Source organism: Bacillus sp. FJAT-27001, assembly GCF_019039175.1.
GTDB lineage: Bacteria > Bacillota > Bacilli > Bacillales > Bacillaceae > Bacillus > Bacillus velezensis.
This window is the reverse complement of the sequence record NZ_JAHOAA010000001.1, coordinates 108,336-132,501: the sequence shown is the minus strand read 5'-3', so window position 1 is coordinate 132,501 and position 24,166 is coordinate 108,336. Positions and strand designations below refer to the sequence as shown.

Sequence of the window (24,166 nt, the reverse complement as noted above, 5' to 3'; positions counted from 1 at the left end):
GAATGATTTTTAGAGTGAAAACGTTGCAAATATCTGACCCTCTTTTATGAAAAATGCCGCCGGTTGCAGTCAGCGGCATTTTGCCCTGAATCACTTACATTTTGTCAAACTTCGTGTCCCCCGCAAACGATCCCATTGACAGTTGTTCTTCAAGAACAAGTCCGTGATGATGCCGCTCTTCAATCCTTTTGATAATAGATCGAATTGTATCCGTATTTTCTTCAATATTGTGAGGGTCAAAGATCGTCACATGGTCTCCTTTTAATTTATACTCAAGGTAATGCTGTGCGGTTGATTGCTTCCATCCTCTATCGGTCAACTCGCCGCATAGAAAATGATGAATGTTGGCGTTCACCGCGCCGGAATTGATCAGTTTATTGTGATATGTGAGATAGCTTCTGATTTTATCCTTAATCGAAGGAATGGTTAATAATTCTCTATAATAATCCGGAATGATATCCAGATTCCGATGAATGATCTCTTCGGTTTCCTCTTCCGAAAAATAATTCACCGAAACGGCTCTTTTAGAATCAAGCATCATAATGTCCGATACGATGCGTCCGCGCTTCTCTAAGGCTTTGGTAACCTCAAAAGCCAAATTCGACCCCGAGGAGTAACCAAGTAAAACAAAGGGCCCTTGTTCCTGAATGCCTATCATGCTTTCTGCATACCGGTCAACGATCTCTTGCTCGTAAGACGGCTCTTCTAGGAAATCAGCGGCATAGACGGTGCAGCGGCCGTCAAGTCTTTTCGCCATTTCATTATAGACCAGCCCGTATCCGATTAAAGGCGGGAAACAGAACACAGGGATTAAACCGTTCTGATTCATCTTGACGAATACGTTATCCGTCTTGGACTCGAAAACTGCCGCTTGAATGGCGCGTGCCATTGTTTCGATGGTAGGAAAATCGTATACGGCTTGATAATGCATTTTGATTCCCATACGGTCGTTGATTTGATGAATTACTTGCAATACTTTGAGCGAATGGCCGCCAACGTCAAAGAAGTTATCTTTAATTCCCGGGTCGCTGAGAGCTAAAATGTTCTTCCATATCTCGGCCAGCTGCTTTTCAATTAACGTTCCGGGCGCTTCGTATTCGGTTCCGGTGAGCCTATTTCCCTCAGGAGCCGGCAAAGCTTTTCGATCGATTTTTCCATTTGCGGTTATCGGCATCTTCTCCATTTGGACAAAGTAAGCCGGTATCATATAAGCGGGCAGTTTATTCAGCAAATGGCTCTTCAGCTGCGCCGTATTTAATGAATCGTCTCCTGACAAGTAGGCGCACAGCTGCTTTGAGCCCTCTTCTTCAATTGCGATGACGACCGCTTCTTTGACAGATTCCGATTGCAATAAAGCCGCTTCGACCTCGCCAATTTCAATCCGGTAGCCTCGGATTTTCACCTGATGATCAATTCTTCCCAAATACTCGATATTGCCGTCAGGCAGCCACCGGGCGACATCTCCCGTTTTGTACATTTTTTCGCCTGCGGCAAACGGGTGTTCAACAAATTTCTCAGCCGTTAATTCCGGGCGGTTCAAATATCCTCTGGCCAGTCCCTCTCCTGCCACATAGAGTTCGCCCGGTATGCCCATTACCTGAATGCGCTGATATTCGTCCAAAATATACGCTTGCAGAGTAGGAATAGGTTGTCCGATGTTGCTTCTGCCCTCGTCGATTTCCCGTTCCGTGATTTCTTTATATGTGACATGAACGGTAGTTTCGGTGATGCCGTACATATTGATTAATTGTGTTAAAGGATATTTAAGCTTCCAGTCTTTCAAGAAGGATGGATTTAACGCCTCTCCGCCAAATATGATTTTTCGGATGTTTAAATTGGATTCGGGATCTGCTCTCTCTTCCTGCATCAGTTGATAGAAATAACTTGGCGTTTGATTTAAAATGGTCACAGCTTCCGATTTTAACAATTGCAAATACCTTTCCGGGTTTTTTGCTATTTGTTTCGGAACAATCACTAATTTGCCCCCATACAGCAGCGCTCCGTACATTTCCCATACTGAAAAGTCAAAGCAGAAGGAATGAAACAAAGTCCATGTGTCCGATGCATTAAAATCAAAAACATTTTTATTATTAAATAACAGACGAACCACGTTTTTATGTTCAATGAGCGTGCCTTTCGGATTCCCCGTTGTTCCTGATGTATAAATAACGTAGGCTAATTGATTTGGCATTACGTTCAGATTGAGATTAGATGCTTCGGCGCCGTATGATGACGGATCGTCAAGGAAGACAGTATGACTTTGATAATCGGTACCTTCCAGAAGATGATGCTGCAATAATAAGATAGAGACGTTAGAATCCTCAAGCATATAATGGATGCGTTCTTTCGGATAATCCGGATCGATCGGTACGTAAACGCCCCCGGCTTTCAAAATAGCAAGGATGCCTATCACCATCTCCGGTGAACGTTCTGCCATAATGCCGACAAGCTCCTCGGCCTGAAGTCCTTTGGCAACCAAGGTTCGGGCCAGCTGATTGGCGCGTTCATTTAATAACCGATACGTCAGCTTCTTATCTTCAAAAACAATCGCCGCTTGCTCCGGCGTTCGCTCCGCTTGTTCTTCAAACAATTGATGAATCGTCTTTCCCTTTGGATACTCCGCCGCCGTATCGTTGAACTTATCTATCAGGAGCGATCGCTCATCCGCTGTTACGATATCAAGGTCTTGAACGCGAATTTCCTGATCGTCCGCCATTTGCTTCATGATTTGTATGAAATGCGTCTGCATCCGTTCGACACTTGCTTGGTCATAAACATCGCGATTGTATACAAAACGAATGTCAATTTCTCCATCCGGCATCACTATAAAAGTAAAATCGTAATGAGTATGTTCTTCCATATGAAAATCGAGAATGTCTAATGCGTTGTCATCCTGCTTCATATGTTCTATTTGTTTTTCAACCGGGTAATTTTCAAATACCATAATATGATTGATCAACTGCTGCTTTTGCTCAGTTTGAGCCTGAATGTCATACAACGGGAATGTATCATATTTTTGAGAAGCCAGTGCCCGCTCCTGGTTCATTTTCAATACTTGTGCAGCTGTCATTTCAGGCTGCGTATGAATACGTACGGGAATGGTATTGATAAATAAACCGACCATGGTTTCAATTCCCGGAATTTCTGCTGGTCTGCCGGATACGACCGTGCCGAAGACGACATCCTGACTCCCGTTGTATCTTTGCAGCAATAAGCCCCATGCGGTTTGTATCCATGTATTGACGGTGACTTGCTGACGGCTTGCGGCCCGTTTGATTTCGTCTGTGAGCCGCTTTCCTAAACGAAACTCATGCTCACCTTTTTCGTATCCTTTCGCCCGGTCGGAAGTTTGTTCTTGTAACAAAACAGTCTGCCCTTCATAACCTTCTAAATAGTTACGCCAATAGGCTGACGCCTGCTTGTGATCTTGTTGATCCAGCCATTCGATATATCGGCTGTATGGAGTGACGGCTCCCCGCTTCGGCTGCCTTTGCTCGAGTATCGCATAATAGGTTTCAAACACTTCTTTCGTAACAAGAGGCAAACACCAGCCATCCATTAAAATATGATGAAAGCTCCAAATCAATCGCGCTTGGTCTTCTTCTGTCCGCAGGATCGATACGCGCATTAAAGCATCCCGGGTGAGATTGAATCCCCGCGCCTTATCTCTTCTTGCAAAATCGGCAATAAACTCGCTGCGCTGATGACTGTTCATGCTGCGAATATCTTCAACGGCCGTTTCAATCGGCTTTTGCCGGAATACAATCTGCAAAGGCTGATCTTTCCATTCTGTATAAAAAAGAGTCCGAAGAATATCATATTTTTCGGCCAGATGCGCTAAACTCATCCTGAATGCATCGATATCCAAGAAACCTTTGAGATCAAAAGCGGCTTGTTCAAAGTAAGCTTCGGAAGCCGAATCGATCAAGCTGTGGAACAACATTCCTTTCTGCATCGGGGTTAATGGGTATATATTTTCAATGTCACCGAGATGACTCGTTTGCTGCACAAATTGATCCAGTTCACCGATCGTTATACCTTTTAACGAAATGTCGCTTGGCGTCAGGTGAATTTGATTTTGAGCATCACAATGTGCGATGACTTGCTGCAGGCTGCTTTTTAAGAGATCGGCACAGGCTTCCATTGTTTCTCTTTGATATTGTTTACCGCAATAGCTGATGGCCAGCGACAATCGGCCGTCTGAAATCATGCCGTTGATATCAAGTGTATAGGTCAAGGGACGATTGTCACTGGCTGTTTTCCCGCTTGAGTAAGGGGATACCTCCATCTTGCCGTTCCGGACATCTTGATCAAATTGACCCAAATAATTGAAACGTATTTCCGGATGTCCGGTCCATTCATGTGCCTTCGGGTGATCGGACAAATATTTGATCAGGCCGTAACCTATTCCTTTTTGGGGGATCTGACGCAAATTTTCTTTCACTGTTTTAATCCGCTGCGGGATATCCTGATCAGCTTTGATTTGAAGCGAAACCGGATATAGGCTTGTGAACCATCCCACCGTACGCGAAATATCGAGATCCGGAATGATAGACTCTCTGCCGTGTCCTTCAAGATCAATGAGAATGTCTTCACATCCGGTCCAACGATGAATAGCAGTTCCCAGACCGGTCAGTAATAAATCGTTCATATCGGTCGAATAAGCCCGGTGAGCGTTTTTTAATAAACGTTCGGTTTCCTCAACGGTCCATTGAACGATGACCGTTTCCTTGTCTTTGGCCAGACCGGTCTCCTGTTCATTGTCCTTTGGCAATGTAAGTTGCGGATTATGTTTCTGTCTGAACCAGTATTGATTTTCCGCTTCGAATTCCTGACTTTCTGCATAACGATTCAACTGTTCAGCCCATAACAGGTAAGAGTCCGTTTTCTTCGGAAGCCGGATCGCTTCGCCGTTTTGAAGCTGCTCATAAGCTGCCGCTATATCCTCAAGTAAAATCCTCCACGATACGCCGTCGATGACCAGATGATGAACCGCAATCAGCAAATGATCTCCCTCTTGACACCGGAACAATCCCAGTTTCATGAGCGGTCCTTCGGCTAAATGAATGGATTGCTGAATCTCATTGGAAATGGTTTCTATCGTCTGGGACACATTTTTTTCTTCGCGTAATGAGATCACTTCAAGGCTGAACAGATCACCTTCATCGATCCCGCGATTTCGGGCTTCATATCCATCTTCTGTCGGAACATAGACCATGCGCAAAGCATCGTGATGCTCTGTGATCTTCTTCATGACGTCCCGAAGCTTTGATTCATCCAGTCCCTCATTCCAATAAAGCATAACCGCTTGATTGTAATGGTGTAATTCCGGGTATTTCTGGTCAAAAAACCAATGCTGAATCGGTGTCAGCAGCGCCCGGCCTTTAATTTCCCCTTGTTCTGCGATTCGGGTTACCGGCTCTACGTATGGAACAAGCTCAGAGATCGTTGGGTATTTAAACAAGTGTTTGATTTCAAACTTATACCCGGCTTGGTATAATCTTGAGGACACTTGAATCGACTTAATGGAATCGCCCCCCAATTCGAAAAAATGATCTGAGATTCCGACCCGTTCTAAGCCTAAGACCGACTCCCACACCGCGGCCAGTATTTTTTCCAGTTCTGTTCGAGGAGCTTCATAGTTCATGCCTGTAAGATTCTCTCTTGGAGAAGGAAGGGATTTACGGTCTATTTTCCCGTTGAAAGTAAGCGGCATCTCTTCCAGCTGAACGAAATACGCAGGTATCATATAGGATGGAAGCTGGCGGGACAGCTCTTCACGGAGCTCGCCTGCAGTTAAAGCATGTTGTGCGGTATAATAGGCGCACAAGGATGTTTCCCCCTCGATTTCCCGGGCGATAACGATGGCTTCTTTGATCGCCGGCAGCTGAAAAAAAGCGCCTTCGACTTCGCCGATTTCAATGCGGTAACCGCGGATTTTCACCTGGTGATCAATCCGGCCCAAATACTCGATATTGCCGTCAGGCAGCCATCTTGCCAAGTCTCCCGTCCGGTATATCCGTTCTCCTGATGCAATCGGATGGTTTACAAACTTCTCGGCCGTCAGTTCGGGACGATTCAAGTAGCCCCTTGCAAGCCCATCGCCCGCTATGCACAGTTCTCCCGCCACACCGATCGGCTGCATATGTTCCAAATCAGCATGTAATATATACAATTGAATGTTGGAAATCGGTTTGCCTATCGGAATCGATGCATACATTTCTTCCGTCTGGCAATCAAAGTATGATACATCAATTGTTGCCTCAGTCGGTCCGTACAAGTTGATGATTTGAGCTTGGCTCACCGATGTGATGATGCGTTTGAAGCCTGCGACATGTACAGGCTTCAAAGCCTCACCGCTTGCAAACACATGTCTTAATGACGCTAATTTTTGTTTCAACATCCCGCTTGGCTTCTGATCCATGGATTCCAGGAAGGCATGCAGCATCGCCGGTACAAAATGCAATGTGCTGACACCTTTTTGTGCAATTGTATCTAAAATCAGCTCGGGATTCTTTTCTCCTCCGTTTGGCAACAGAACCAATCTGGAACCTGATATCGTCCACCAGAACAGTTCCCACACTGATACATCAAAGGTGATCGCAGTTTTTTGCAGAATCGCATCCCGCTCATCGAGAGGGTATTTTTCCTGCATCCACACCAGCCGATTGATGACCGACCGATGCTCAACCATAACCCCTTTCGGCTTGCCCGTTGAACCCGATGTATAAATAACATAGGCCAGATGATCCGGACCAGCAGCCGGCTCTACATTCGACCCGTCTTCACAAAAGTTTTGCGGATCTTTCATATCCAGCACTTTTCCCGTAAAAGGTACTCTCTCTCGCGATTGATTCTGCACGAGTAACAACTTCGTATCCGAATCCTCCAATATGTATCGAACCCGTTCCTCCGGATAGCCCGGGTCAATCGGTACATACGCTCCGCCGGCTTTCAAGATCCCGAAGATCCCTACAATCATATCCAGGGAGCGTTCGGCCATAATCCCGACCGGCTGATCCGGCTGCACGCCCTCAGATTGCAGTGTCCGAGCGAGTTGATTCGCCCTTTCATTCAATTCCCGGTACGTCAGACGGCTATCCTCGTAGACAACAGCCGTTTGATCAGGGGTACGTTCCGCTTGTTCCTCCAAAAATTGATGAATCATTTTTTCTCTTGGATACTCTGCAGCTGTTTGATTATAGGCGATGAGTTGATTTGTCTCTGAGTCTGACAGAATATTAAGCTGGCGGATCATAAGGTCGGGTTGGAATAACAAAATCGAAAAAATCCGGTTTACATGTTCGATCACTTGGATCATATACTGGCGATCATAAGCTTGTTCATTATAAGTTAACTTTAAATGAATCGAATCATTTTCTATGGAAAACTGAAATAACGTATCAGAAGCAGCCGTTTCTATAAAACGAATGGGGTGAAGCTGATCTAGTGATACAATCGTGTGGATCATTGGCAAATGATTTGAATCGTAGTTCAGATTTAATGGACCGGCCATTTTATCGAAAGGAACGTGCTGATGTAAGATGGCTCCGTTCAGCGTATGCTTGAATTCATTAAAAATGGATTTAAATGTGCCGTCCGCATTTATGTTTTGTTTGATTAACATGACTTGATCTAAACGAAGGTCTTCATCGGTTTCGTCTTCAAAGGTCGGTACACCTACAATAACGCCCTCTTCCCCCGTATATTTGTACAAAAGACACTCGATTCCGACCAGGAGAACCATATAAACGGCCATTGGCGATTTATTCGTCATCTTCATGATGCGCAGGGATACATCGGAGCTCAATGAACTGTGAATACGGTTGGGTGCACTCGGCGCCTCGTGCTCTATTGTTGAGTCCGACATTTGAAACGAAGGGATTGCACTGGGACGATCTTCCGCATCGAACATGCTGCTCCAGAACAACTCCTGTTGCTTAAATTCTGACATTAATATCCCTCCAGTAAGTTTTAGCCGGCTGACCGCTGTCCCCGTAAAAACATCATGCCGGGGACAGCCGATACCGGCCGTTTTTAGAAATTCAATTCGATTTCGTTTGCAAAGTGTTCACTTTTATTTACTTTCTCACTTAATTGAATTTCTTTTAAAGGAATCGATGGGTCTTTTATGATCGCCGACAGAATCATGGCATAATCTTTGCTCAGCGTAGCAATGGTTTTCTGTTTAAACAGCTTCGTGCAGTACTCAAAGCTTCCTTGAATCTCGTGCGGATTCATCACGAAGGTCAGCTGCAAATCAAATTTGGCCGCCGTATTTGTTTGTTCATATGGTCTGACCGCGAGAGAGTCCAATTCGATATCCGTTTGTTCCGTATTTTGCAGAACAAACATCGTATCGAATAACGGATTACGGCTTAAGTCCCGTTTCACTCCCAGTTTCTCAACTAATTCTTCAAAAGGATATTCTTGATTTTCATAAGCTTTCAGCATCGTTTCTTTTGTTTCCGTTACATAGTCCATAAAGGTTTTTTCTCCAGCCGGGGCCGTACGGATGGCCAGCGTATTCACAAACATCCCGATAATATGCTGTAAATCTTCATGCATTCTTCCCGCAATAGGCGTACCGACGACGATATCTTCCTGACCGCTGTATTTGGCCAGCAGTATGTTATAGGCTGACAGCAAGATCATGTAAGCGGTCGATCCGGTCAATTCTTCCATCTGTTTTATACCCTGGACCACGGTCTCATCGAGAGCGAAATTGTATCGCTTTCCTTCAAAGCTTCGAATTCGCGGTCTGGCAAAATCTTTCGGCAGCTCAAATGGCGGGAGTTCCTCATGAAATACGTTCAGCCAATAGTTCTCCTGCCTCTTGATGCGTTCCCTCTGCTCCGCCTGCTGCTGCCATACAGTGTAATCTTTGTATTGAATCCGGAGCGGGGTTAATTCTTTGCCGTCATACAATTGAATCAGTTCTTCAACAAAAATATTCATAGAAGCGCCGTCTGAAACGATATGATGCATGTCAAACATGAAAACATGTCTGTCCTGTTCTAATTCGATGAGTCCGGCCCGAAGCAATGGAGCCTGGCTGAGATTGAAAGGCCGCACGAAATTGCGGAACAGCTCCTCGACCTCTCCATCAGCTGCTTTGTACCTTTCTATAGAGAAATCCGCCTGCGGCTTGATCACCTGCACCAGCTCTCCGCGGATCATTTCAAATCCGGTTTGTAGCGATTCATGGCGCTGGATCAGACTTTGGAACGCAGATTGTAAACGATTCATGTCGATCCTGCCTTCCAATGTCAAAATCCCCGGCATGTTGTAACTTAGTTCTCCGCCTTCAATTTGTGTAGACAGGTAAACCATCTTTTGTACAGATGAAACAGGATAAACATCTTTGGCTTCTGCAATAGGGATTTCATCCGGTCCGCTGGTTTCCGCGCCTGCAATGACCCTCGCCATTTCTTCAATCGTCGGGTATTGAAACACTTCTCTCAATGAAATGCTTTTGTCGAATTGCTTATGGATCTTGGTAACGAGCGTCATCCCCCGTAACGAATGCCCGCCTAGATCGAAAAAGTTATCTTTGACGCCGACTTGTTCTACCTTCAATACTTCTTTCCAGATGTGAACCAGCTGCTCTTCCGGTCTTGTCCTTGGAGCAACATAGTCAATCCCGGTCTGCAAGCCTGCTTCAGGCAGCGGTAACGCGCTGCGATTCACTTTTCCATTGGAGGTTAACGGCATTTGCTCCAGTTGCATCAAGTATGAAGGAACCATGTAGCCTGGTATTTGATCGGAGAGTTTTTCTTTAAGCTGATTGATCGGCAGTGACTTCTCCCCTGTAAAATAGGCATACAAATCGCTTTGCCCCTCTGCATTTTCTCTGACCAGGATCACCGCTTCTTGTACATGCTCGATGTTGAGAAGAGCGGCTTCCACCTCGCCAAGTTCGATCCGGTAACCGCGAATTTTGACCTGGTGATCCTTTCTTCCGGCATATTCAATGTTTCCATCCGGCAGGTAACGGGCAAGGTCGCCTGTTTTATACATCCGCTCTCCGATTACAAACGGATCGGCCACAAACTTTTCGCCCGTTAATTCAGGCAAGTTCAGATACCCCCGTCCTACTCCGTCTCCGGCGATGCACAGCTCACCTTTTACACCTATAGGCAGCATCCGATCATGGGAATCAACAATATACACACGGTTGTTGCCCAGCGGTTTGCCGATCGGCACGTAACCGCCGTCGTCAGCGGATGCCAATGTCTCCGGTACGATGTGAAAGACTGATGCATCCACGCAGGTTTCCGTCGGACCGTATACATTGGTTATGAGCGGCATTGATGACCCGTTCGAAGCGAACAATTCAAGCAATTGCGCCACCGTCGCCTGCGGGAGCGCCTCTCCTCCAATAAGCATGTGCCGGATCGTTACCCCATGAAGGCTGTCTGCAGCGATAAGCAATTGCAAATGTGACGGTGTTCCGTCTGTTACGTCAATACGGTGGGTGCGATAATAGTTTGACAAGGCATAACCGTCTGATACTGATGCTTTAGGGACGATATACAGTGCATGTCCCCCTAACAGTGCCGCGAAAATTTGCTTGACCGATGCATCGAAATAGTACGGTGCCAACAAAGACACACGCAATCCCGAATCATAAGCACCGTACACTTGTCCGCGGAGCCCCTCCATCAAATGAAGGACCTGGCGATGCTCAATCAGCGTGCCTTTTGGCTTGCCGGTTGTGCCTGATGTGTAAATCACATACGCCAAGTGATCCGGTCCGGCTGCCGTCACCAGATTCGAGCCATCCCCGCTGTTCATTCGTTCGTCATTCAGCAGTAAAATCTCTCCGGCAAAGGATACACGATCTTGTAAATGGGGCTGTGCCAGCAGAACCTTTGCTCCTGAATCCTCCAGAATATAGCAGAGGCGTTCCTGCGGGCTGTCCGGATCCATCGGCACATACGCGCCCCCGGCTTTCAGGATCGCCATAATCCCCACGATCATTTCCAGAGAACGTTCTGCCAGAATACCCACAGGCTGGTCAGGCTGCACGCCTTCGCTTCTTAAAATCCGCGCCAGGCGGTTGGCCCGCTCATTCAGCTCACGGTATGTGAATCGGCTTTTCTCGTAAACTGCGGCCGTATGTTCCGGCGTGCGCTCCGCCTGCTCCTCGAACAATTGGTGAATTGTTTTGTCCCTTGGGCAGTCTATCGCCGGTTGGCCCCATCTCTCCACAATCTGCTCTTTCTCCTTCGCGGTGATCATCTCCAGCGATGAAAGCGGCGCCTGCGGATTATTCGCAATCGCCTCGATCAATTGGATAAAGTGCTTTGCCATGCGTTCCGCAGTTTCCTGCTTGTACAGCGCTGCCGCGTAACTGATCATACCTGTAATTCCGTCTTCATTCTCTGCCGCTTGGAACGTCAGGTCGAACTTCGCCATCGCATGGTTGTCCGGATAAGGGGTAAAACGCACATCATCGAGGCTCAATTCTCCCTGTTCTGTGTTTTGCCATATGAACATCGTGTCAAACAGCGGATGGCGGCTGAAATCCCGGGACACATTCAGCTTGTCCACCAGTTCGTCGAATGGATACTCTTGGTTTTCATACGCTTTTAATGTATGCTCTTTGACTTCCTGCACGTATTCCCGGAATGTTTTTTCCCCGACCGGATTCGTTCGTATCGCCAGTGTGCCCACGAACATGCCGATTAAGCTTTCCAAATCCGAATGGGTTCTTCCGGCAATCGGGCTGCCTACTACGATGTCTTCTTGCCCGCTGTATTTGGCAAGCATGGTCGTATAAGCAGCCAGCAGGACCATGTACAGCGTGCTTTCGCTCTTCAGCGCCAAGCCTTTCAGCTGTTCCGTCAACTCCGGTCCGATGACAAACTCGATTTGTCCTCCTTCAAAGCTCCGCGCAGCCGGTCTTCCGTAGTCGGTTGGCATATCCAGCACCGGAACCTCTCCGCTGAACACATCCAGCCAGTACGCTTCCTGTTTCTTCATCCGTTCGCTTTGCATATCCGACAGCTGCCACGCCGCATAATCTTTATACTGAACCCGCAATGGCGGCAATTCTTTTCCTTCATATAATGAAACGAACTCTTCAATCAAATTCTTGATAGATACGCCATCGGAAATGATATGATGCATGTCAAACAGCAGCAAATGGCGGTCTTTTGCAAGCTCGATCAGTCCTACCCGCAGCAGCGGCGCTTTCTCCAAGTCAAATGCCCGCACAAACCCATGAACGAGGGCTTCCGCCTGTTCTTCTTTCGCTTGAGTGAATTCCACTGCAAATTGGACGTCGTCATAGATCCGCTGCACCGGTTCTCCATCTATCAGTTCAAAGCCGGTACGCAGCGTTTCATGGCGCTGAATCAGCTTGCGGATCGCTTTCTCGACAAGTTCCCGATCCAGAGCTCCATCGGCTCTCATGACACTCGGCATGTTGTAGCTCAGCTCTCCGCCTTTCAGCTGATTCAAAATGTACAGCCGTTTCTGCGCCGAGGAGACGGCATAGTATTCTTTTGCTTCAACGGTCGGGATAGATGTATATGCTGTGTGTTTCATTCCGGTAATCGTTTCTGCCATTTCTTCAATTGTTGGCGATCGGAACACTTCCCGCAGCGGCAGGCTGACCCCCATCTCTTTGTGCAGCTTCGCCGTCAGCGTCGTTGCCCGCAGCGAGTGACCGCCGATGTCGAAGAAATTGTCTTTCACGCCGATACGCGGAAGTCCAAGCACCTCTTGCCAGATATGCGCCAGCTGCGCTTCCGCCGCTGTACGGGGAGCAACGTATTCGATTCCTGTTTGCACGCCTCCTTCTGGTGCTGGCAATGCTTTGCGGTCGATTTTTCCGTTTGCCGTTAACGGCAAACGCTCCAGTTGGATAAAGTACGACGGGATCATATACCCCGGCAATTCCTGCGACAGCGCTATTCGCAGCTCGCTCACCATCAGCTCGGTGTTCGCTGAAAAGTATGCGCATAGCTGCTTTTCTCCGTCTCCGTCTTCAAGAGCGGTGACTACTGCTTCCTGTACCGCCTCTATCTTTAAGAGCTGAGCTTCCACCTCGCCGAGTTCGATCCTGTATCCTCGAATTTTCACTTGATGATCGATCCGGCCCAAATATTCGATGTTACCGTCCGGCAGCCATCTCGCCAGATCGCCCGTCCGGTACATCCGTTTGCCGGGTTCGAACGGATGATCCGCGAACTTCTCCGCAGTCAGCTCAGGACGGTTCAGGTACCCCCTCGCCAGTCCGTCGCCTGCGATACAAAGCTCTCCCGGTACTCCGACTGGCTGTAGACGCATTGATCCCGGTGCCATCATATACAGCTGTATATTCGAGATCGGCTTGCCGATCGGTACCGATGCATACGCTTGGTTCGCTTCGCAGTTGAAGTACGACACATCGACTGTTGCTTCCGTCGGGCCGTACAGGTTGATCAGTTGGGCGCCGTTCACAGGCGTAATAAGGCGATGAAATCTTGCCGTATGTGCCGGCATTAATGCCTCGCCGCTTGCAAACACTTGCCGCAACGTACGCAGCTTGCTTGTCTGTCCGCTCGCCGTCTGTGTTTCCGCAAACTTCAGGAAGGCGTGCAGCATCGCCGGGACGAAATGCATTGTCGTGATACTTTGCTCTTCTATTGTGTTCCAAATCACTTCAGGGTCTTTCTCTCCGCCGAGCGGAAGCAGGCACACCTTCGCACCGGTCAAAGCCCACCAGAACAGCTCCCATACCGAGACGTCGAAGGTGATCGCTGTCTTTTGTAAAATCGTATCGCCGCTGCCGATCGGATAAGCCTTTTGCATCCACATCAGCCGGTTTATAACCGGACGATGTTCAACCATAACCCCCTTGGGCTTGCCGGTCGATCCGGACGTGTAGATTACATATGCCCTATCGCCCGCACCGGACAGCGGATCCAAGTTAGAAACGTCATCATCGTAAACGGAAGTATCATCGAGATCGATGACCGTTCCTGCAAAAGCAACCCGTTCTTTCACGTGACGCTGTGACAGCAGCAGGGTCGCTCCTGAATCTTCAAGGATGTAGCGGATGCGTTCCTCCGGGTAATCCGGGTCGATTGGCACATAAGCGCCTCCCGCTTTCAGGATTGCATAAATCCCGACCATCATTTCTAGAGAACGCTCAGCCATGATCGCAACAAGCTGGTCGGCCTGTAGGCCTTCAGCTCGTAAAGTGCGTGCTAGTTGATTGGCCCGTTCATTTAACTCAAGGTATGTCATACGCTGCTCCTCGAATATAACCGCCTCATGGTCCGGCGTCCGGAGTGCTTGTTCCTCGAACAGCTGATGAATCGTTTGTTCACGTGGGTAATGCATTTCGTTAGACTGAAAACGGCTGTGCAGCTGTTCTTTTTCTTGCTGCGTCAGAAGTTCCATTTCTTCTACTTTGACAGACGGCAGCTGCAATACTTGCTGCATAAGCTGTTCAAAATGTCCGCGAATCCGCTCTGCCTCTGATTGTTCATATTCATTTCGGTTAAAACTAAAATGAACAGTGAGTTGTTCGCCAGGGATGACAACTACATTAAAATCGTAATGGGTGTGTTCTTCTATATGGAAATTCACGATATTTAAATCCGCAGCATCATGGCCCTCTTCAACTTGCTGCCCTATCGGATAATTTTCAAAGATCATGATATGATCAATTAAGTTTTGCTTTTGTTCCGTTTGGGCCTGAATTTCGTATAAAGGATAGGTATCGTACGATTGGGAAGCCAGCGCGTTTTGTTGAACCATTTGCATCGTATCAGCAAAAGTGCTGTCCTCATCGCAGCGGATGCGAACCGGAATCGTATTGATGAACAGACCGATCATCTGTTCCACATCAGGAATTTCCGCCGGCCTTCCCGACACGACACTGCCGAAGACAACGTCTGCGGACCCGCTGTATTTCTGTAACAAAATCCCCCATAACGTTTGGATCAACGTATTTAACGTAACCTGATGCTGATTTGCGATCTGCTGTAATTGTTTTGTCTGTTCGTGATCAAATCGGCAGATCACATTGGCATAAGCGTATTCTTTTTGTTCATGCTGCGCTATTTTATGAAGAAGCGTGGTTTCACCTTTATATCCTTCAAGATACCCGCTCCAGTACCGCTTTGCCGCTCCCTGATCTTGGCGGTCAAGCCACTCGATATAGTCGCTGTAAGGAGCTGCCGATGGCGGTTCTGGTTCCCTGCCTTCCTGTAAGGCGCTATAATGATCAAACACTTCCTTCGTGATAAGAGACAGGCACCAGCCATCCATCACAATATGATGGAAGCTCCAAATCAAATGATATTTGCGGTCTTCCATACGGAAAATCGCTATGCGCATCAGCGGATCCCGAGCCAAGTCAAATCCTTTTGCCTTGTCTTCTCTTTGATAGGCTGCGATTGCATCCTCTCTCAGGTGCTCCTCTATATCACGCAAATCTGCAAAATGAATTTGCGGTGTTTGCGTTTTATAGACAATTTGTAAAGGAGTATCGTTCCAGCCGCTGTAAAAACGGGTTCTGAGCACGGCGTATGTTTCAAATAATCGTTCAAGGCTTGCTTTAAACCAATCAATCTTTAACTCTCCCTGCAAATCGAACGATGCTTGTTCAAAATAAGAACTTGAGGCCTCGTCCAGCAGGCTGTGGAAGAGCATTCCTTTCTGCATCGGAGTGAGCGGATACACGTTTTCAACCTCACCTGCATGCGGCAGTTGAATGAGGAGCTGATCCAATTCGTCAATGGATATGCCTTTTAACAAAATATCGCTTGGCGTCAGTTCCGATTGTTCTTTATGAACGCAATGCGTAATGATTGTCCGCAGGCGGCTTTGAATCGTTTCCGATAACCGCATGATCGTTTCTTTTGCGTACTGTTTGCTGCTGTAGCTGATCGTAAGCTTCAGCCGGCCCTCGGTGATCATTCCGTTTATATTCAATACATACGGTCTTTCTTGATTTCCGCTTGAGTCTGAACCGCAAGAATAAGAAGATAACTGAACCCCATGCTGCTGTAAATCTTGGTCAAACTGTCCCAGGTAGTTAAAGCTGATCTCAGGATTGAGTTTCGATGGCATTCCGCCGCTTAAGTACCTTGCTATTCCATATCCGATCCCTTTATACGGAATTTGGCGCAATCCTTCTTTGGTCGTCTTGATATAATCAGAGATTTCTTTGCCCGGCTGCGCGTGCAGCACAACCGGATACAGACTTGTAAACCACCCGACCGTGCGGGAGATATCTATATCTTGTATAATCTGTTCTCGGCCGTGTCCCTCTAAATGAATCGGAATTTGTTCCAGTCCTGACCAATGCGATATGGAAAGACCCAGAGAAGTTAAAAGCAAATCGTTTATTTCCGTGTGATAAGCGCGATTCGCTTGTTTTAATAAGAGCTCCGTTTCCTCTTTCGTCCATTCCACAGTTGCTGTTTCGCTGTCTTTTGCAGTTGTATGGGTTTCATGAAAATCTTTAGGCAGCGGTTTGACTTCGGTTTGTTCGATTTTTGTCCAATATTCCTGTTCTTGTTTTATGGTTTCACTTTGCGCATATTCTGACAGTCTCTTAGCCCATAATTGGAAAGAGTCTGTTTTTTGCGGCAGTTGAATCACTCGCCCGTTCTCGGCTTGCTTGTAGCCGCTAACGATATCTTCTAGTAAAATGCGCCATGAAATCCCGTCTATAATCAAATGATGGATGGCAATGAGCAAATGATCTCCATCTGCGCATTGAAACAACCCGGCTTTCATTAACGGCCCATCACTTAAATGCATACTGCTTTGTATCTCATCAGCTTTGGCTTCAATTGTCCGTCCCGGATCGGGATCTTCTTTCAGATTCAGGACTTCTAAGCGGTACAGTCCGCTTTGGGCGATTTCTTCATTCTGTGCCTCACAGCCATTTTCCGTAGTCCGGAACGTCATGCGGAGCGCATCGTGATGTTCAGCAAGCTTTTGCAGGGTTTGACGAAGCTGCGTTTCCTGAAAACCTTCCGGCGCATGCAGCATGACGGCTTGATTGTAATAATGCTGATCTGTTGTTGTTTGTTCGAAAAACCAATGCTGAATAGGAGTCAGGCTGACTTTTCCTTTGACCTCACCTTGATCGGCTATACGCAGATTCTGCTTGATATGCGGACTCAATTCTGCAATTGTTGCATATTGAAACAAGTCTTTGATTTCCATTTTGTATCCTTGCTGATTTAATCTGGAGGATACTTGAATGGATTTAATGGAATCTCCGCCAAGATCGAAGAAATTATCAAGAATACTGACGTTTTCAGCGCCTAATACCGATTCCCAGGCAGAAACTAATATTTCTTCAGCTTTTGTTCGGGGAGCTTTATACTCTGCTCTGTCCTGCAGTTCGAAATCCGGAGCCGGCAGCCCTTTTTTGTTTATTTTTCCGTTAGAAGTTAAAGGCATTTCATCAAGCTCGATAAAATAAGCCGGAACCATATAACTTGCAAGGGTTTGAGACAATTGTTTCCGGAGCCGGGCTGCCGTTGTTTGCCCGCCGCTCACGTAATATGCACACAATTGTTTAAACCCGTGGACGTCCTCTCTGGCTGTAACGACAGCTTCCTTAATCACTTCTTCTTGAAGCAGTGCCGCCTCGATCTCGCCTAATTCGATACGATAGCCTCTGATTTTCACTTGTTCATCTATTCTGCCCGCATATTCAATGTTTCCGTCCGCCAGCCACTTCGCCAAATCTCCGGTCTTATACATCTTCGCTCCGGGTTCAAACGGGTCATCGACAAATTTCTCTGCCGTTAATTCGGGACGGTTCAAATATCCTCTTGCCACACCGGCGCCGCTGATATAGATCTCTCCCGGGACACCGATCGGCGCGGGTTTCATATTCTCATCAAGAACGTAAATGCTCGTATTTGCCGCAGCGGTTCCGATCGGTACTGATTCCCGCCTGTCCTTTGCGGCATCATAACGGTAAATCATGCAGCCGACAACGGTTTCCGTCGGTCCGTACTCATTGCATATTTCAATCCGGCCATCGAACTGTTCATGAATGCTGCGGGCTAACCGGGTGCTTAAGTTTTCCCCGCCCACAATCATTCTTCGGACAGCCGTTTGATCGGCAATGTTCATTTCTTTCAAGACCTGCAAATGGGCCGGGGTCAATTTAATGATATCCACCCTCGGGTCCCGCACAATTGATTCAAGCAGAGCTGTTTTATCCTCTCCGTCATAGACGATGATTGCATTGCCTGTGACAAGCGGCGTGAAAATAGAAGTCACCGTCAGATCAAAAGAAATTGACGAATACAATGGGAAGTTGGCTTTCTCGCCTTTTACATAAACTTCTTTCGCCCACCAAATATAATTGGTCAAGCCTCCGTGCTCGATTAGTACGCCTTTTGGCCGGCCTGTGGAACCTGACGTATAAATGACATATGCCAAATGGCTCACATCACTTATCGGAGCAAGGTCAGAGCCATCTTGGTGATAAGAACTTTCATCATCAAGTAAAACCGTGACGCCTTCATAGGCAAGCTGTTTCCTGACGTCCCGCTGCATTAAAACGATTCCGGCTTGGGAGTCATCCAGCATATACCGGATGCGGTCTTGCGGATATTCCGGATCTATAGGGACATAGGCTCCGCCTGATTTTAAAACGGCAAGGATTCCGACCACCGATTCGATGCTGTTTCTTGTGATGATGGCTACAGGCTGATCCGTCTGCACTCCTTTCGCTCTTAACGTTCGCGCCAGGCGGTTGGCCCGCTTATTGAGCTCTCCGTACGTGAGCTGCCTGTCCTTATCAATGACGGCTGCTTGATCGGGCGTACGCTCCGATTGCTCTTCAAATAATTGATGAACCGGCGTCTGCGGAAACGGCGCGGCCGTGTCGTTAAGCGTCTGCAGAAGAGTTCTTCTTTCGCCTTCCGTTAACAATTCCGCTTGATCCACCCGGATATCCGCATCTGTCACGACTTGATGCAGGATTTGCATGAAATGTTCCCGAACCCGCTCTATGCTTGCCCGATCATACACATTTGCATTGTATTCAAAAGAGATGTTCATCTCGTCGCCCGGTATAACGGTCAAATTAAAATCGTAGTTGGTCTGTTCTTCCATTTGTACGTTGGAAATCGTGATGGATGTTCCGTTTTGGCGGCCTATACTTTCCATATACTGATCAACCGGATAATTTTCGAATATCATTAAATGTGTAATTAAATCTTGCTTTTGCGTTGTACGCGCTTGAATATCGTACAGCGGGTGTGTCTCAAATTGTTGAGACGCTACAGCCCTTTCCTGCGCCTCTTTCATAAGCTCAGCAAACGTTGTCCCGGCTTCACACCGGAACCGGACGGGAATGGTGTTAATGAATAAGCCGATCATGGTTTCCACGTTTGGAATTCCAGCGGGTCTTCCGGATACAACACTTCCAAACACAACGTCCCGGCTGCGGTTATATTTCTGCAGCAAAACCGCCCATACCGTCTGCAGCAGCGTGTTCAGCGTGACATGATGCTTGCCTGCCGTCCGCTTCATTTTCGAAGTGAGATCAGAGCTTATGTCACACGTCACTTTTTCAGGAACGTATCGTCCGTCCTCCGCTGCATGGTGATCCTTAGGAAGGCCGGTTTGCTCCTCATATCCCTCCAAGTACTGATCCCAATAAGCCGTGGCCTCTTTCGCATCTTGCCGGCCGAGCCATTCAATATATTGACTGTACGGAGTAATTGACGATTGTTCAGGCTGCTTTTGCTGAAGCAAAGCAAAGTAATTCTCGAAAATTTCTTTTGTAATCAGCGGCAGACACCAGCCGTCCATCAAAATATGGTGGAAACTCCAGATAAAACGGTATGTTTTTTCATCCGTACGAAGGATGAATAACCGCATTAACGCGCCTTTTTCTAAGTCGAACCCCCGCATCTTATCTTCTCTGGCATACTGCTGAATCATCGCTTCTTTTTGTGATTCCTTCATCTCTCGTAAGTCATTGAATTGAAAACCGATTTTTTTCGTTTTGAATATGATTTGGAGCGGCTGATCCTTCCAGCCTCTGTAAAAATTCGTGCGGAAAATATCATATTTTTGCGATAAGCCGTCCAAGCTTTTTGAAAATGAATCAATTTCCAGATCTCCATGCAGATCAAACATCGTTTGCTGAAAATAAGCACCAGAATTCGGATCAAATAAGCTGTGAAACAGCATGCCCTTCTGCATCGGCGTTAATGGATAAATATTTTCCGCTTCGCCTAATTCACGCGTCTGCTCCAAAAGCTGTTCCAGTTCGTCGATTGAGATGTCTTTTAACAGGATGTCACTTGGTGTGAGAGAAGTCTGCTGCCGGCTTACGCAATGCGCAATGACTTCTTGCAGACTTTCTTTCAACCCCCGGGCAAATTGAGCCATAGTAGATCTTTCGTATTGTTTGCTGCTGTAGCTCAGTGTCAGTGATAATGTCCCTTCGGCAATCATTCCGTTCAAATCAAGCACGGCCGTTCTCTCTTGGTTTTCGTTCATTGACAACCCTGTGGAAAAAGGCGAGATGCGCAAAGCCTGATGCTTCAGGTCTTGGTCAAATTGTCCCAAATAATTAAACGATATCTCCGGATTCAGCTGCAGGCTGTCGGCTTCCGAGTGCCCGGATATATATTTGATGATGCTGTAATTCATTCCTTTGTCAGGGATACGGCGCAGCCCTTCTTTTACGATCTTGATCCGCTGCGACAGGTTTTTTCCGGCTTCCATCCTCAGGACGACAGGGTACTGGCTTGTGAACCATCCTATCGTGCGGGAAATGTCAGCATCCGGAATAATCGGTTCTCTCCCGTGGCCTTCCAAATTCACGACAATGTCTTCCGTGCCTGTCCACTTGTGAACAGCCAGCCCTAACGAAGTCAGCAGCAGATCGTTGATATCCGTGTTGTAGGCGCGGTTCGCTTGTTTTAATAATTGCTCCGTTTCCTCTTTTGTCCATTGAATCGTCACTTCTTCGCTGTCTCTTAATAACGACCCTTCGCTGATAGTGTCCTTAGGCAATGGCTGAGGCTTTATACTTGAAAGCTCAGTCCAATACGCAATCTCCTCTTCCATATCGGTTTCCGCCGCATATTTGGACAATTGACCGGCCCAGAATGGAAACGAGTCTGTTTTTTGCGGGAGCTGGATCGTTTGTCTGCGTTCTGCCTGCTCATAACCGCTTGCAAAATCTTCGAGCAAAATACGCCAGGATACACCGTCAATCAGCAAATGATGAATTGCAATCAGCAAATGATCTCCGTCCGGACATTGGAACAAACCGAGCTTCACCAATGGCCCTTTGTCTAATACCATGCTGCTTTGAATCTCATTCGCTTTATCGGCAATCGCTTGAGCCGGATCGGTTTCCCCTTTATAATTCATCACTTCCAGATGGAATAGTTCACTTTCATCTGTTCCTGTAATTCGCGGAGCGTATCCGTCCGGCGTTTTTTCAAAAATCATCCTCAAGGCATCGTGATGCGACGCGATCCGTTCCATCGTCCGGCGAAGCGGGCCCTCTTTAAAGCCTTCCGCCGAATATAACATGACGGCCTGATTGTAATGGTGTGCATGCGGCATTTTTTGCTCAAAAAACCAATGCTGTATCGGGGTCAGCTTGGTTCCGCCATTCACTTCTCCTTGATCAGCCACCCTGCTGACCGGTGCTACAAACTGACTAAGTTCAGCAATCGAGGGGTGTTTAAACAAATGCTTCATATCAACCTTGTATCCGGCTTGATACAATCTGGATGACACCTGAATTGATTTAATCGAATCTCCGCCAAAATCAAAGAAATTATCCAAAATTCCTATACGTTCTGCCCCTAATACTTCTTGCCAGATAGACGCCAGCAGTTCTTCTATTGTGTTCCGCGGGGCTATGTATTCGTTTTCCGCCCGCGTATTTTCGTCAGCAGCAGGCAAAGCTTTCAGATCAATCTTCCCATTGGAAGTGAGCGGAATGCGTTCCAAAGGGATAAAGCGGGAGGGAATCATATAATTCGGCAGTTCCCGGGATAATTCTTCTCTGAACTGCGCAGCGGTCAAAGAAGGCTCGCCGACATAATAGGCATACAATTGTTTGGCCCCGTCTGCGTCTTCCCGCGCGACGACTGCGGCTTCACGAACGTTTTCCAGATTGAACATGGCTGCCTCTACCTCGCCGATCTCAATCCGGTAGCCGCGAATTTTCACTTGATGATCAATCCGCCCTAAATATTCGATTCTTCCATCCGGCAGCCATCTGGCGAGATCCCCCGTTTTATACATCTTTTGACCAGGGACATGCAGATGCTCCACAAATTTTTCCTCCGTCAATTCAGGCCGATTGAGGTAGCCGCGGGCCACTCCCGCTCCTCCGACATACAGCTCTCCCGGTATGCCGATCGGCTGGATTTGATGGTGCGCTCCTAAAATATAAGCTTGATGGTTGGCCACCGGGCTGCCGATTGTGATCTGTTCATCAGCGGACTGAACAGGGTGAAATGTAGATACCACGCTGTTTTCTGTCGGTCCGTATTCATTATTGATCCGAATGCGAGGCTGCAGAGAATGCAGCTTCTCAACTGTATCTGTTTCCAGCTGCTCACCGCCTACAACAACATGCTGAACATGGATGAAATCCTCTCTGTTCATCTGTTCAATCATCGTTTTCAGAAGACGGGGGGAAGTTGAAAAATGGGTAATTCTCTCTTGTTTTATGGCATTTTGAATGGCGAAAGTTTCTTTATTCTCTTCATTAGGCAGAAGGTGCAAAGTTGCTCCTGAGATGAGCGGGCCGAAGAAATTTAAAATGAACGCATCAAAAACATACGGGTACAAGACAAGCACGCGATCCGCCGGAGAATGCTTGAAAAACGCCTTCTTCCACTGAAGCGAGTTCACAATGCCGCCGTGTTCAACCATGACCCCTTTCGGCTTTCCTGTTGTACCCGACGTATAAATGACATAGGCTAAATGGCTGTGTCCCGCTACTGGTGATAACAATGAGCAATCGGCATGGTATGATGCTTCATCATTCAAATCAATCACCGGGCCGTCAAAGGCGAGGCTGTTTTTTAAATGATGCTGAACAAGGAGAACGTCTGCATCCGCATCATGAAGCAAATATTGAAGCCGCTCTTTTGGATATTCAGGATCCAGGGGCACATAAGCGCCCCCTGCCTTCCAAACAGCTATAATGGATACGATCATCTCTAATGAACGATCAGCGAGAATGGCGACTAACGTATCGGGTTGAACCCCGCAATTACGCAATGTTCTTGCCAAACGGCTCGCCTTCTCATTCAGTTCCCTGTACGTCAAATGGTCGTTTTTAAATTTGACGGCCGCATTCTCAGGCGTTCTTTCTGCCTGCTCTTCAAATAATTGATAGACTGTTCTGCTCCCGGAGAAATCTCTGACGGTGTCGTTAAAATCAAACAATAGCTTCTGTTTTTGCGCTTCCGGTAAGATCTCTGCCGTATGGATCGCGGCTTGAGGCTGAAACAGGATCACAGACAGCAGCTGATCCAAATGGGATACAATTTGATTGATATAGCGCTCATCGTACAGATTGCCGTTATAAAAAAGCTTCAAATGAATCCCGTTGTTCTCCAAATCAAAGTGAAACAGCGTATCGGTTGCAGTATCTTCTTTACATTGCAAGGAATGAATTTCGTTAAGCGAAACGACGGTATGAATCAAAGGCATATGCTCGTCATTGTATTGCACGCTCAGATGCCGGGCCATTTTTCTGAACGGCAGGTTTTGATTTTTCAGAGAATCATTAACGGCTTCTTTCAGCTGCCCGAATACGGTTTTAAATGTGCTCTCGTTTGAAAGTGTATTTTTTAAGAGGACAATGTTGTTAACGGCTGACTGGCCGGCTTTTTGCTTCGATACCGTTGGAATGCCAAGAATCAGGCTCGTTCGATCCGTATATTTATATAACAAGCACTCAATACCCGCCAATAAAATCAGATAGGCCGCCATATCGGAATGATTCGCCATTGTCATGATTCTTTGAGATACTTCCGGAGATAAGGAACGGCAGATGCATTTTTCCTGGTAGCCGGTACGGACCAACGACGCTTTATCCGCTGCTTTAAAGTAAGGGAATGCGCTTAGACCGTCTTCTTCATCAAACAGGTTTTCCCAGTACGTTTCTTGAGTTTTAAATACCGACATTGGA

The 24,166-nt window shown here is 47.1% G+C and carries 2 protein-coding genes; both read right to left on the bottom strand.

All coding sequences use genetic code 11. From position 1 onward, the window contains the following. Positions 1 to 94 precede the first annotated feature (94 nt). Positions 95 to 7,954 (bottom strand): bacillomycin D non-ribosomal peptide synthetase BamC, encoded by a 7,860-nt coding sequence (gene bamC / locus BGM27_RS00300; protein ID WP_007410142.1) that lies wholly within the window; start codon positions 7,952 to 7,954, stop codon positions 95 to 97. An 83-nt stretch (positions 7,955 to 8,037) separates the two neighbouring features. Beyond that, positions 8,038 to 24,162 carry a non-ribosomal peptide synthetase gene (locus BGM27_RS00295; RefSeq protein ID WP_020954026.1) on the bottom strand — a complete coding sequence of 5,375 codons (16,125 nt, stop codon included), beginning with the start codon at positions 24,160 to 24,162 and terminating at the stop codon, positions 8,038 to 8,040. Positions 24,163 to 24,166: the final 4 nt, after the last annotated feature.

What these genes read in the sequence shown, in the direction of transcription:
- bamC (WP_007410142.1), bottom strand. Translation starts at nt 7,954, where the DNA reads ATGTCAGAATTTAAGCAACAGGAGTTGTTCTGGAGCAGCATGTTCGAT.
- BGM27_RS00295 (WP_020954026.1), bottom strand. Translation starts at nt 24,162, where the DNA reads ATGTCGGTATTTAAAACTCAAGAAACGTACTGGGAAAACCTGTTTGAT.